The sequence below is a fragment of the Flavobacteriales bacterium genome (genome assembly GCA_013214975.1).
GTDB lineage: Bacteria > Bacteroidota > Bacteroidia > DT-38 > DT-38 > DT-38.
The window spans coordinates 1-12,599 of the sequence record JABSPR010000273.1 but is presented as its reverse complement, the minus strand read 5'-3'; the positions used below and the strand labels follow the sequence as shown (position 1 = coordinate 12,599).

General features: G+C 36.4%; 14 protein-coding genes and 1 tRNA gene. 4 read left to right on the top strand and 11 right to left on the bottom strand.

From position 1 onward, the window contains the following. Both HRT72_08830 and HRT72_08825 read right to left on the bottom strand, forming a co-directional pair. Positions 1–1,621 (bottom strand): sodium-translocating pyrophosphatase (locus HRT72_08830; protein NQY67810.1); only part of this gene is annotated, 1,621 nt, incomplete at its 3' end. A gap of 71 nt (positions 1,622–1,692) precedes the next feature. Further along, positions 1,693–2,670, bottom strand: a complete 978-nt coding sequence (locus tag HRT72_08825) for a pyruvate dehydrogenase complex E1 component subunit beta (GenBank protein NQY67809.1) — start codon at positions 2,668–2,670, stop codon at positions 1,693–1,695. A gap of 241 nt (positions 2,671–2,911) precedes the next feature. Here HRT72_08825 and HRT72_08820 point away from each other — a divergent pair, with 241 nt between their 5' ends. The 3 genes from HRT72_08820 to HRT72_08810 are packed head-to-tail and all read left to right on the top strand — an operon-like array spanning position 2,912 to position 4,794. Next, positions 2,912–3,508, top strand: coding sequence for a bifunctional nuclease family protein (locus HRT72_08820; protein ID NQY67808.1), 597 nt, complete (start codon positions 2,912–2,914; stop codon positions 3,506–3,508). A 6-nt stretch (positions 3,509–3,514) separates the two neighbouring features. Next, positions 3,515–4,306, top strand: coding sequence for a thymidylate synthase (locus HRT72_08815; protein ID NQY67807.1), 792 nt, complete (start codon positions 3,515–3,517; stop codon positions 4,304–4,306). Continuing rightward, entirely contained in the window at positions 4,306–4,794 is a 489-nt protein-coding gene (locus tag HRT72_08810; GenBank protein NQY67806.1) for a dihydrofolate reductase, read from the top strand. Before HRT72_08815 ends, HRT72_08810 begins: the two co-directional genes overlap by 1 nt. Here the strand turns inward: HRT72_08810 and clpX are convergent. The 6 genes from clpX to HRT72_08780 all read right to left on the bottom strand — a co-directional run bounded on the left by clpX (position 4,791) and on the right by HRT72_08780 (position 10,731). Beyond that, positions 4,791–6,032 (bottom strand): ATP-dependent Clp protease ATP-binding subunit ClpX, encoded by a 1,242-nt coding sequence (gene clpX / locus HRT72_08805; protein ID NQY67805.1) that lies wholly within the window; start codon positions 6,030–6,032, stop codon positions 4,791–4,793. The two genes, HRT72_08810 and clpX, sit on opposite strands and share 4 nt — an antisense overlap. Before the next feature lie 16 nt (positions 6,033–6,048). Further along, entirely contained in the window at positions 6,049–6,723 is a 675-nt protein-coding gene (clpP, locus tag HRT72_08800; GenBank protein NQY67804.1) for an ATP-dependent Clp endopeptidase proteolytic subunit ClpP, read from the bottom strand. A gap of 9 nt (positions 6,724–6,732) precedes the next feature. Beyond that, complete coding sequence (gene tig / locus HRT72_08795) at positions 6,733–8,124, bottom strand: trigger factor (protein ID NQY67803.1); 1,392 nt, start codon at positions 8,122–8,124, stop codon at positions 6,733–6,735. 35 nt (positions 8,125–8,159) lie between these two features. Further along, positions 8,160–8,241: transfer RNA gene (locus HRT72_08790), tRNA-Leu, on the bottom strand. A gap of 96 nt (positions 8,242–8,337) precedes the next feature. Continuing rightward, positions 8,338–9,567: an ABC transporter permease gene (locus HRT72_08785; GenBank protein ID NQY67802.1), complete on the bottom strand. Its 1,230-nt coding sequence runs from the start codon at positions 9,565–9,567 to the stop codon at positions 8,338–8,340. Positions 9,568–9,585: 18 nt separating this feature from the next. After that, the gene (locus HRT72_08780; GenBank protein NQY67801.1) at positions 9,586–10,731 is read right to left on the bottom strand and encodes a glycosyltransferase; all 1,146 of its coding nucleotides are present in this window, start codon (positions 10,729–10,731) and stop codon (positions 9,586–9,588) included. Positions 10,732–10,806: 75 nt separating this feature from the next. On the opposite strand from HRT72_08780, the gene ruvC reads away from it, so the two are divergent. Next, positions 10,807–11,358, top strand: a complete 552-nt coding sequence (gene ruvC / locus HRT72_08775) for a crossover junction endodeoxyribonuclease RuvC (GenBank protein NQY67800.1) — start codon at positions 10,807–10,809, stop codon at positions 11,356–11,358. Here the strand turns inward: ruvC and HRT72_08770 are convergent. The 3 genes from HRT72_08770 to HRT72_08760 all read right to left on the bottom strand — a co-directional run. Further along, positions 11,355–11,753, bottom strand: a complete 399-nt coding sequence (locus tag HRT72_08770) for an HIT family protein (GenBank protein ID NQY67799.1) — start codon at positions 11,751–11,753, stop codon at positions 11,355–11,357. The genes ruvC and HRT72_08770 overlap by 4 nt on opposite strands. Position 11,754: 1 nt before the next feature. Beyond that, the gene (gene greA, locus HRT72_08765) at positions 11,755–12,231 is read right to left on the bottom strand and encodes a transcription elongation factor GreA (protein ID NQY67798.1); all 477 of its coding nucleotides are present in this window, start codon (positions 12,229–12,231) and stop codon (positions 11,755–11,757) included. A gap of 82 nt (positions 12,232–12,313) precedes the next feature. Further along, positions 12,314–12,599: DUF3308 domain-containing protein (locus tag HRT72_08760; GenBank protein NQY67797.1), on the bottom strand; the 286-nt coding region annotated here is incomplete at its 5' end.

The window sequence follows — 12,599 nt, the reverse complement described above, 5'->3', positions numbered from 1 at the left end:
TACCACCTACAAAAAGCATAGCCAAGACTGGGGCTTTAAAGATGTTAATACCGTCGAATCCTGTAAAAGTTACATATGCAGCAAATAATGCCAACGATGTAAGCGCTGCGGAAGCAATTGCAAACCCTTTTCCTGTAGCCGCGGTTGTATTTCCCACTGAATCCAAAATATCCGTTCTTTCCCTTACAATCGGCTCTTGTTCACTCATCTCAGCAATACCACCTGCGTTATCTGCAATAGGTCCAAATGCATCAATTGCTAACTGCATAGCTGTTGTAGCCATCATCGCAGAAGCTGCCAACGATACGCCATAAAACCCTGCGAATGCATACGAAGTCCAGATTGCAGCTGCAAATAATAGCACAGAAGAGAAAGTAGAAATCATTCCAGTTGCTAAACCTGCAATTATGTTTGTTCCTGCACCAGTACTAGACTGTTGAACAATTTTCAAAATTGGAGCAGAACCTAAACCTGTATAGTACTCTGTAAAAGAAGATATCGCCGCACCCACAACCAGTCCGACAAGACAAGCATAAAATACTCTCATTGAAGAAATATCCTGCATTCCTTCACCAAAGAAAGACATCTGCATTGTTTCAGGCAACATCCATTTCACCAGTACAAAACACGAAACAGCAACTAATGCAATAGAAGCCCAGTTACCAATATTCAATGCCTTTTGCACCTCTTTCTCTTTAGCATCATTAGAAGAGATCTTTACTAAGAACGTACCTATAATAGAAATGATAATACCAAAACCAGCAATTGCCATTGGTAATAAAATCGGTCCAATTCCGCCAAATGCATCATTAATTGCACCTCCCATGTCTTCAATTACATAATTACCCAAAACCATCGCTGCTAGAACAGTTGCAACATATGAACCAAATAAATCTGCTCCCATACCAGCTACATCCCCAACATTATCACCAACATTATCTGCGATAGTCGCCGGATTCCGAGGATCATCTTCCGGAATACCTGCTTCAACTTTACCAACTAGATCAGCCCCAACATCTGCAGCCTTAGTATATATCCCACCTCCAACACGAGCAAACAGAGCAATAGATTCAGCTCCTAATGAGAAACCAGCTAATGTTTCCAAAACAACAGTCATGTCAGTAGTATTTGTCCACACACCACCCATGAATTTATGATAGAATAGAATAAAAAAGGCGGTTAGACCTAAAACAGCCAATCCTGACACCCCCAATCCCATAACAGTACCACCACCGAAAGACACATTTAGTGCATCTGGCAAACTTGTTTTTGCAGCTTGTGTTGTTCTAACGTTTGTTTGAGTCGCGATTTTCATCCCCATGTTTCCTGCAAAGGCAGAAAATATAGCGCCAATTACAAATGCTACTACTATAAGGATGTGTGTTGTCTCAACTACCATTGAAACACCTGCTAATACGATACTTGCTCCAACTACAAACATTGCCAACAATCTATACTCAGCTTTTAAGAAAGCCAACGCGCCTTCATATATATGATCGGCAATTTCTTTCATCTTACCATCACCTGCATCTTGCTTCATTACCCATGACTTTTTAATCATCATATAGATAAGACCGGATATTGATAAAATTATCGGTAAATAAATAGCTATTGATTCCATACGCTTGTTTTTGAATTTATTTTAAGGCGACAAATGTATCACATCTATGGGCGAATACAAACTTTTTAACCCTACTTGTACATCACTTCCTTCACGGCGGCAATCAATCTTCCGACATTTGGAAGTGACGCTTCTATTAAAGTGGGGGCATATGGAAGAGGTACATCCATCTGATTAACTCGAATTATATGCGCATCTAAATAGTCAAATGCTTCACGTTGAATTTTAAATGCTACTTCTGTTAGCACATTGGCAAGTGGCCAAGCTTCCTCAAGCATAACTGCTCTATTCGTTTTTTTAACCGACTCTATTACTGTCTTATAATCTATAGGTCTAACCGACCTTAGGTCAATTATCTCAATCGAGATACCTTCTTTCTCTAATTCTATTGCGGCCTGATGTGCGATTTTAATAATCTTACCATAAGAAACAACCGTTACATCTGTACCTTCTCGAACAACATCAGCTACACCTATTGGAATTAGATATTCCCCATCAGGCACTTCTCCTTTATCTCCATACATTTGCTCAGACTCCATGAAAATCACAGGATCTTCATCTCTAATTGCCGATTTCAACAGACCTTTTGCATCCATTGGATTTGATGGCACTACAACTTTTAATCCCGGGCAGTTAGCAAACCAGCTTTCAAATGACTGAGAATGCTGAGAACTCAATTGCCCTGCCGAACCTGTTGGCCCCCGAAATACAATAGGACAATTAAATTGACCTCCGGACATAGACATAATTTTTGCAGCAGAATTAATTACTTGATCTATCGCAACTAAAGAAAAATTAAAAGTCATGAATTCAATAATAGGCCTAAGATCATGCATTGCAGAACCAACTCCAATTCCTGCAAAACCAAGCTCAGCAATCGGTGTATCAATTACTCTTTTAGCACCAAATTCATCAAGCATACCTTGACTTACCTTGTAGGCACCATTATATTGAGCAACCTCTTCACCCATCAAATAGACATTTTCATCACGTCTCATTTCTTCGCTCATTGCTTCTCCTAAGGCTTGTCTAAATTGAATCTCTCGCATCTCTAATTAAATGGGTACAAACAATATTTATATTGCAAATCAGGTTTATGTAAAACTAATTTATTCCAATTGATTAGAATACGAGTCCTGCAGAATTTTGATTCAGTTTAGCTAACTTTACGTTATCATTCTCGTAAAGCAGAACGTACTTTATCTATTTATATAGATTATTGAAATTGTATAGAACTAAACTTAGTAAAAGCTAAATGGCACTTAACTCCACAAGTGTCTTTTTAAATAGATGAAAAAAATAAAACTAGAAATATCTGGGTTATCGTATAGCCAAACACAAGCAGGCGCATATGCATTAGTTCTAGGTGAGGTTAATGGAAACAGAACCCTACCTATTATCATAGGTGGATTTGAAGCTCAAGCAATTGCTCTGGAGCTGGAGAAAATGAAACCAAGCAGGCCTTTAACACATGATTTATTCAAAACTTTTGCAGATTCATTTCAAATAAAAGTTTCCGAAGTAATAATTCACAGTTTAAAAGAAGGCGTATTCCATTCAAAGATGAAATGCAAGAAAGGAGATGAAGAGGTTGAGATCGATACTAGAACATCAGATGCTATTGCACTGGCAGTTCGCTTTAATTGCAATATATATACTTATGAGGATATCCTCTCCGCATCAGGAATTGTACTTAACGAAGATGACCTTACAGAATCACCTGATACCAATTTTAAAGAGAATCCCATTATTGAAGACTCTTCTGAAAATATTTCAAAGCTCTCTGTTAAAGAACTCGAAAAAGAATTGAAGTCGGCTCTTGAGAAAGAAGACTATGAGCGCGCTGCAGCCTTACGCGATAAAATCACTATGTTCAAAGAGAAATAAAAGAACATGCAGGTTTATCTAGACTTACTGAAAGACATTCTTGAAAACGGAGAGAATAAAGGAGACCGAACAGGTACCGGTACAAGAAGTGTATTTGGTCGCCAAATAAGATTCGACCTTTCTAAGGGCTTTCCAATGGTTACCACAAAAAAGTTGCACCTCCGTTCAATTATAATTGAGCTACTGTGGTTTCTAACAGGAGATACCAACATTAAATTCTTAAAGGAGAATAATGTTTCTATTTGGAACGAATGGGCCGATGAAAATGGAAACCTCGGGCCAGTCTATGGCCATCAGTGGAGGTCGTGGCCATCTAAAAGCGGCGACATCGATCAAATTACAGATTTAGTAAACAGCTTAAAAAGCAACCCTGACTCTAGACGTCACATTGTTTGCGCTTGGAATGTTGGCGATATTGAAAATATGGCATTACCTCCTTGCCATTGCTTGTTCCAATTTTACATTGCCAATAACAAACTTTCATGCCAACTGTACCAACGTAGTGCTGACGTTTTTCTAGGTGTACCCTTTAACATAGCCTCATATGCCCTATTAACTCAAATGTTAGCGCAAGTCTGTAATTTAGAATTGGGTGTGTTTGTTCACACATTTGGTGATGTACATCTTTATTCGAACCATTTCGAACAAGCCAAAGAGCAACTCGAACGAACTGCATATCCTCTCCCTAAAATGAATATCAATCCTAACGTAACGGATATTTTCAATTTCAAATACGAAGACTTTGAATTAACTGATTATCAGGCACACCCGACTATCAAAGCACCCATAGCTGTATAATGAAACTATCAATTATTGTAGCTGTTGCAGAGAATGGTGTAATCGGACATAACAATGATATGATTTGGCATTTACCTGCGGATCTTAAGCATTTCAAGGCAATTACTAGCGGTCATCATATTATTATGGGGCGTAAAACTTACGAGTCGCTAGGACGCCCCTTGCCAAATAGAACCAATATTGTTATTAGCAGAAATGAAAACTTTGTTAGTGAAGGTTGCGAAAACGTAACTTCACTTGACGCAGCAATTGCTTTAGGGAAAGATGAGGAAGAGGTATTTATTATAGGCGGAGCCCAAATCTATACGGAAGCAATAAAAAAGTGTGACAACTTATATTTAACTCGGGTACACCAAAAATTCGAAGGTGAAATATCTTTTCCTAAATTCAATTTAGATGACTGGACCAAGGAGAGCAATGAGTTTCATAGTGAAGACAGCCGAAATGCCTATTCCTATTCATTTATCCACTACAAGCGTAAAGACTAAGCTACTTTTAGCTTATTTACAGAAACCTTATTCAACTTTTCCTGAGCGTATCGCAAGGTGATTTTAAGTTCCTTCACCTTACTGTCTGAAGGTGAATCAAACATTGCATCCAATAATATGGCCTCGCAAATAGAACGCAATCCTCTTGCACCCAATTTAAATTCTAATGCTTTCTCAACAACAAGATCCAATACATTTTTATCAATAGAGAGTTTAATACCATCCATCTCAAAAAGCTTTATGTACTGCTTAATCAATGAATTATTAGGTTCTGTTAAAATTCTTCTTAACGCAAATTCATCTAATGGCCTAAGATATGTTAGAACAGATAACCTTCCTATAAGTTCCGGAATCAAACCAAATCCTTTTAAATCCTGTGGTGATACATACTGAAGAATTTCTTCTTCATCATATTTTTCAATATCGTTGGAAGTATCATAACCAATAGCTTTAACCCTTAAACGTTTTTGAATTATCTTATCGATACTGTCAAAGGCACCTCCACAGATAAATAATACATTTTTAGTATCTACAGCTATTAATTTTTGTTCTGGGTGCTTTCTTCCGCCTTGGGGAGAAACATTAACTACAGAGCCCTCTAGAAGCTTTAACAAAGCTTGCTGAACTCCTTCACCAGAAACATCACGAGTGATGGATGCATTATCTCCTTTTCTAGCAATCTTATCAATCTCATCAATAAATATGATGCCCTTCTCGGCAGACTTTACATCGTAATCGGCAGTTTGCAGAAGTCTTGAAATTATACTTTCCACATCTTCCCCAACATAGCCAGCTTCTGTAAGAACTGTTGCATCCGCCACGCAAAATGGAACATTTAACATTTTCGCGATTGTTTTGGCAAGTAATGTTTTTCCAGTACCTGTTTCACCAACCATTATAACGTTAGACTTTTCAATCTCTACATCACTTTCTTCCGTATCAACTTCTTGCGCAATTCTTTTATAATGATTATAAACTGCCACCGATAAAACCTTTTTGGCTTCTTCCTGGCCAATTACATATTCATCGATATGCTTTTTAATATCGGCAGGCTTAAGAAGACGTAGCTCACCAACATTAGTGTCGGAAGTAGATTCTGGCTTTTCTTCTTTTATTATATTCTGTGCCTGAACAACACAACTATCACATATATGCCCAGTTATTCCAGCAATTAATACGTCCGTATCCTGTTTATTTCTTCCACAGAACGAACATTTTACTTTTTCGCTTTCCGACATGTTTTTTAGTTAAATACTATTTTTTTCTTTCTAGTACTTCGTCAATCATTCCGTATTCTTTGGCTTCAGAAGAAGTCATCCAGAAATCTCTATCACCATCTTTATAAACCTTCTTAATGTCAGTTTTAGAGTGGTCAGAAATAATTTCATACAGTTCTTTTTTTAGCTTTTGAATCTCAGCAGCCGTGATTTCTATATCAGAAGCTTGCCCAGATGCTCCACCCATTGGCTGGTGAATCATTACTCTACTATGTTTTAAACAGCTTCGTTTTCCTTCAGCACCTGCACATAACAAAACAGCACCCATTGAGGCTGCCATACCTGTACATATCGTAGCAATATCCGGAGCTATATATTGCATTGTGTCATATATCCCTAAACCTGCATATACAGATCCTCCAGGTGAGTTTAGATATATCTGAATGTCCTTTTTTGAGTCTACAGATTCTAAAAACAATAGTTGACCCATAATAATATTTGCAACATCGTCGTCAATACCAACTCCTAAGAATATAATTCGATCCATCATCAATCGAGAAAATATATCCATTGAGGCAACATTCATTTGCCTCTCTTCAATAATTGTTGGTGATATATATCCGTTCGTAACGGAAGTATACTTATCCAGAGTAATACTACTAATGCCTCTATGCTTTATTGCGTATTTCCTAAACTCGTCTTTATCGAACATGTGATCTTTTTATTTGAATGGGTTTAATCCTTTAAAAAAGGAATCTGATTTCTTTTCTGTTACTAATTTAACAAAATCGTCATAGGAAATATCTTTATCCTTCAAATTAAAAGTGCCTTTAAATAGATCCATTAGCTTTTCATCAATCAGTCGCTCGTATACGTTTTGAACCTCTTCTTTGTTCTCCATAAATCGCTTTATAACTTCCGCTTGTTGCTCTTCCGTTAACTCAATACCATAATTTTCTTTGTATTGCTTTAATGTAGCCTCTTTCACATATTCCGTAACCTCCTCCGCCTCGATCTTAATTTCTTTTTCCTTGGCAATTTTACTAGTAATCAACTGAACTTTTAAGTTTTCAGCATACCCATCATATTCTAAATCTAATTGTTCTTTAGTAATCTCCTTCTTATTTGAATTAAGAATCCATCTCTTTAAAAACTCATCAGGAATACCAAGTTTCAAGTTACTCAGAAGCTTATCGTTTACGTCCTTTCTAAGTTTAAAATCACTGTCTTTCTCAAACATAACTTTAAGCTCATCATTAATTTTGCCTTTAAACTCTTTCTCCGTTTTTATAACATCCTTTCCGTAAACTCTATCAAATAATTCTTGGTTGATTTCCGCCGCATTTACTTTCTTAATTCCCGAAACAGTTATTTGAAAATCTGATTTCAAGTTTTCGACTTCAGCTTTAGTCTTTCCAAGCATTGCAGCAAGGTCAGCATCTCCTTTACTTAACTTCTTTGGATCTACCTTTAAGGTATCCCCCACTTTTAATCCTATAAGTTTTTTCTGATACTTTGAATCTTCAACAAATTCAACAGAAACAGAAGCATTATTTGTAATGCCCTCTTCCAACGCAGCTCCAGACTTATCCAACTCCTGAAAGTCGCATTGAATCATTGAGTCAATATCGGAGATATCCGTATCTGCAACACCACCAAATCTTTTAGTAATATCCTTAACATACTTATTAGTAAGTTCTTCATCGATTATTATAACATAACGCGTAAACTTTTCTTTTTCAGAGATATTTACATCAAAGACCGGAGACAAACCAATATCATATTTAAACTCAAATTCAGTTTCTTTATCTAGATCTAGTTTTTCATTACTTTCATTTGGCAAAGGACTTCCCAATAGCTTCAACTCATTTTCGTCAATGAATTTGTATAAAGTATTACTCAATAATTTATTAAGCTCATCAGCTAACACTGATTTACCATACATTTTATTAATCATACTCATTGGAACCTTACCCTTTCTAAAGCCTGGCATATTCGCCTTCAATCGATAATCCTTCAACACGTTACTCACACTCACCTCATAATCAGCCGGTTTCAGTTGTATCTTAATGACTGAATTTAGCTTATCTATGTCTTCCTTAACGATCTCCATGAATTAAATAATTTATAACTTTTGGGTAAAAAAAGTGCGGATGAAGGGACTCGAACCCCCACGTCTTTCGACACTAGATCCTAAGTCTAGCGCGGCTACCAATTACGCCACATCCGCATTAATTGGGTAAAAAAGGACGGCAAATATATTTAATTTATTTTGAATAAAGACAATAAATCGAATAGATAAGTCAATATAAATTAAACTCCTTTATTAGGATACTGAAACACCCTCAGATGACTTAGAATCTAACGCATCTCGTAAGCCATTTCCTACTATCATAAATGCAAGAACCATTAGCACAATAGCAACTCCAGGAAGAATTGCAAGATATGCTGCATCTACTATAATATAACCATGGTTATCTTTTATCATAGAGCCCCAAGAAGGAGTTGGAGGTTGTGTTCCTATTCCCAGGAAACTCAATCCCGCTTCCATAAGAATGGCATGTGCAAAGTTTGCTGCAGAAATCACAATAACCGGTCCCATCACATTTGGTAATATGTGCCTAAAAAGTATCCTCATGTTCGTAAAACCCAAGGCTCTACCAGCCTCTACGTATTCAAGCTCTCTCATTATTAATACTTGCCCCCTAACAACCCTAGCAACCTCAACCCACATCGTTAATCCTACCGCAGTAAAAACAGCTAAAAACCCTTTTCCTAAAATAAGTGTGATTGCAATCACTAGAAGTAATGTAGGAATAGACCATACCACATTTATTACCAAAACAACAATATCATCTACAAATCCTTTATAGTATCCTCCTATCGCACCAACAACTACACCTATAACTAGAGATATAAAAACAGATATAAGCCCAACAGCTAAAGATACCCTTGTACCTAACATTAACCTACTAAGCAAATCCCTTCCTAAGGTATCCGTTCCAAGCCAATATTTTCTTTTTAATATATTCTTAGCCTCTATTAAGGTTTTGAGTTCTCCTTCAGAAATAGAAATCTTCTCATCAGTAACTGTTACTATTTCATAATTTCCTTTACCATCAGCTATGAATGGTTCGTTATAGGATAAAGGAAACACCACATCTACTAAATTGAATGTTAATTCAGAACCGGCACCCTTATCTGTAAATTCCTCTACTATTATCTGACCATCTACTATCCGATAACCCTGTATAGGAAAAACACGATAATCACTAGACTTGCCGTACATTATTTGTTCAATAATATTCGACTCAACTTCTTTCTCGTTCTTTCTGACTTTTAGGATAGTTGCTGTAAACCCAGGTGGCATTCTCACCAGCTGTAGCGACATTTCATTTGACATTGGTGTACTATCAGGGGAAATCAAATATCCAAGTAACGCAACAAAAGTAAAAACAGCAATTATTACTATCCCCATTAGCGATAGATAATTACCCACTAATCGTTTCCAGGTATGGTAGCTTAATGACCTTGATGAAACCGACTTTTCTTCCATATTGTATTTAAACCATTTTTAATTGACAATCCTATCTTTCCATTTAGTTCCTGCGAACTGACTAAAAGCACCTATTAAAACAACATATAGTGCATAAAATGCCTCTTCCAAAGGGAAGTAAATCAATAAATTTCGTCTTCCAAAAAAAGAAGTTACAAAAAACAGAAAAACAAAATCAGCCAATAACTTCATCCCGATGATACCAATGGACCAATACACAAATGTATCCGAAAAAAACAAAAGAAATACGGATACTAAGAATGAAAGATTTGCAAAGTAGGTAATCAAGGAAACCATGCTTACATCAGTATCTGAATACTGTAATGTTTTAGACGCCCATCTAATTCGTTGTCTGATAAATAAAGTCAAGTTTGGAACCGGTCTTGTATATACAATTGCATCTTGAGATTTTAAAAATCCAATCGACCCCGGGTACAACTTTTTAATTTTCATCATTAGAAATACATCATCACCAGAGGCAATTTCCAAATTGCCCTTAAATCCATTAACCTCATTAAAAACCTTCTTTGAAAATGCCAAATTAGCACCATTACATAAAACCGGCTTTCCAACAGCAATAGAGCCACCAGAAATACCTATTAAACTTAGAAATTCCAGGCCCTGCATTTTTTCAAATATTGAACCTGTTGGCGAGTAATTCACTGGTGACACAATAAAACAACATTTACTTTGCTGGAAATAGGAAGCAATGTTCTGCAGCCAGTTAACACCTACTCTGCAATCTGCATCTATTGTAACAATTAATTCACCTGAGGCAAATTCAACCGCTGTTGATATTGCGCCTTTCTTTCCATTCCCATATTTATCGATATTATTAACGAGCATCTCAATATTCTTATTACCACACTCTAATATAAACTGATTGACCATATGCATTGTATTATCAGTCGAATCATCATCACATACAATAATCTGGTAACGATCTCCTGAGAAAACTTGATTTGAAAGCGAAAGAAGACATTCGCTAATGAAACGCTCCTCGTTTCGCACAGGAATAATAACGGTAACTTTTATTTCTTCCGAAACTTCCACTTTAGAGAAAGAACCCAATTTCATCCATGCAACCAGATATTGGCAAATCTGAATAGCATAAAGAAAGACGATTAAAAATAATATTGAATACAATATAATAACCAAATCCATAAGTACTAATTTAACCGAAAAGCGTCACGGTCCTTGCTAATAAATTCATAACTTTCAATCAATCGATCTTAACATATGTCAACAAATCGAATTATTCTAGGAATTGACCCAGGCACGAGCATAACAGGTTACGGTCTTATTAGCGTGGATAAAAATAAAATTGAATTAATCAGTATAGGTATTATCAAACTAAACAAATTAGATAACCATGCTTTAAAGTTAAAGCGAATATTTGAAAGGACGCTTGGGCTAATTGATGAATTCAATCCTGATAGCTTAGCCATTGAAGCTCCTTTTTACGGCAAGAATGTTCAATCTATGTTAAAACTTGGACGAGCTCAGGGTGTATCCATGGCAGCAGCGCTTTACCGGAATGTTCCTATTACCGAATATGCACCGAAAAAAATCAAACAATCGATAACAGGAAACGGAAATGCATCTAAGGAACAAGTTGCCAAAATGCTTCAAACTCTCTGTGGGATAAAAACCCTACCTACAGATCTTGACGCCACCGATGGGCTGGCTGCAGCAGTTTGTCATCATTTCCAAGGAGACAAACAATCAACGGGATCCAACTATAGTGGGTGGAAATCTTTTATTCAAAACAACCCAAATAGGAAAGTCTAATTTCCTAGCTTCCTTTTTATTTTCCTAGAAATATCCTCCAGCTCTTCTGAGGACAATTTAAGTCTAGGTCGTGAAAAATTAATATCCTCAACACTATTTAACGGAATTAGATGAATGTGTGCATGAGGCACTTCTAAGCCAATAACGGCAATACCAACTCTCTCACACGGAACTGCCTTTTCAATAGCCTTAGCTACTTTCTTTGCAAAAACGTTTAATTCAGAAAGCAAATCGTCATCAAGATCAAATATATAATCAACCTCTAACTTAGGAACTACCAATACATGCCCAACAGCCAACGGCATTATATCATGAAACGCAAAACAACTTGTCGTTTCAGCTATAAAGTAACTTGGAATCTCTTTTGCAATTATTTTTGAAAATATTGTAGACATACTAGAACGAGATATCTAGTATTTCAAATTTCATTTCAGCACCTGACGGTACCATTATTTTGGCTATTTCACCTGGTTTTTTCCCTACCAATCCTTTCCCAATTGGCGAATCAATAGAAATTTTGCCTTCAGCAAAATTAGCCTCATTTTCAGTAACTATTGAATAGGACATCTCCATTCCATTATCAATATTCTTGATCTTAACTATTGAAGAGATGACAACACTAGATGTATCTAGTTTAGATTCGTCAATTAGTCTTGCGTTAGCCATTAGCTCTTCTAGCTTAGAAATCTTCAACTCCAACAAAGCCTGATCCTCCTTAGCCGCATGATACTCAGCATTCTCAGATAAATCTCCCTTATCTCTAGCATCTGCAATTTGTTTAGAAATAAAGGGACGATCAACTGTCTTTTTCAGATGAAGATCATTCTTTAAATTTTCCAATCCCTGCTTTGAATAATAACTAACTGCCATAATAATATATGAATCACACTTATATAATAAAAAAGAGTCTCTCTATGACCCCTTTCTATCTCAAATATAAAGATTTAAGTTTTATTTACATGAGAAACCTTAATCCAATGGTATGGGTACCATCAAAAGGGTTTGTATTCCTGTACGAGTAGTCTAATGAAATTAGGCTACCCTTTGAACCTGTTTTTAAATCAACACCGAAACCTCCAGACAAACCAGAATATGCAGTAGCTCTTTTCGCAGGATCATATAGTCCACTTTCATAAACATATCCAGCTCTTAACTTGAATAGTCTTTTGAAACCATATTCCACACCTGCTCTTAATTGATCATTAAAAAAGGAGTTTGAAGTAAAGTTTCCTGAAGCTGTT

What these genes read in the sequence shown, in the direction of transcription:
- HRT72_08825 (NQY67809.1), bottom strand. Translation starts at nt 2,670, where the DNA reads ATGCGAGAGATTCAATTTAGACAAGCCTTAGGAGAAGCAATGAGCGAA.
- HRT72_08820 (NQY67808.1), top strand. Translation starts at nt 2,912, where the DNA reads ATGAAAAAAATAAAACTAGAAATATCTGGGTTATCGTATAGCCAAACA.
- HRT72_08815 (NQY67807.1), top strand. Translation starts at nt 3,515, where the DNA reads ATGCAGGTTTATCTAGACTTACTGAAAGACATTCTTGAAAACGGAGAG.
- HRT72_08810 (NQY67806.1), top strand. Translation starts at nt 4,306, where the DNA reads ATGAAACTATCAATTATTGTAGCTGTTGCAGAGAATGGTGTAATCGGA.
- clpX (NQY67805.1), bottom strand. Translation starts at nt 6,032, where the DNA reads ATGTCGGAAAGCGAAAAAGTAAAATGTTCGTTCTGTGGAAGAAATAAA.
- clpP (NQY67804.1), bottom strand. Translation starts at nt 6,723, where the DNA reads ATGTTCGATAAAGACGAGTTTAGGAAATACGCAATAAAGCATAGAGGC.
- tig (NQY67803.1), bottom strand. Translation starts at nt 8,124, where the DNA reads ATGGAGATCGTTAAGGAAGACATAGATAAGCTAAATTCAGTCATTAAG.
- HRT72_08785 (NQY67802.1), bottom strand. Translation starts at nt 9,567, where the DNA reads ATGGAAGAAAAGTCGGTTTCATCAAGGTCATTAAGCTACCATACCTGG.
- HRT72_08780 (NQY67801.1), bottom strand. Translation starts at nt 10,731, where the DNA reads ATGGATTTGGTTATTATATTGTATTCAATATTATTTTTAATCGTCTTT.
- ruvC (NQY67800.1), top strand. Translation starts at nt 10,807, where the DNA reads ATGTCAACAAATCGAATTATTCTAGGAATTGACCCAGGCACGAGCATA.
- HRT72_08770 (NQY67799.1), bottom strand. Translation starts at nt 11,753, where the DNA reads ATGTCTACAATATTTTCAAAAATAATTGCAAAAGAGATTCCAAGTTAC.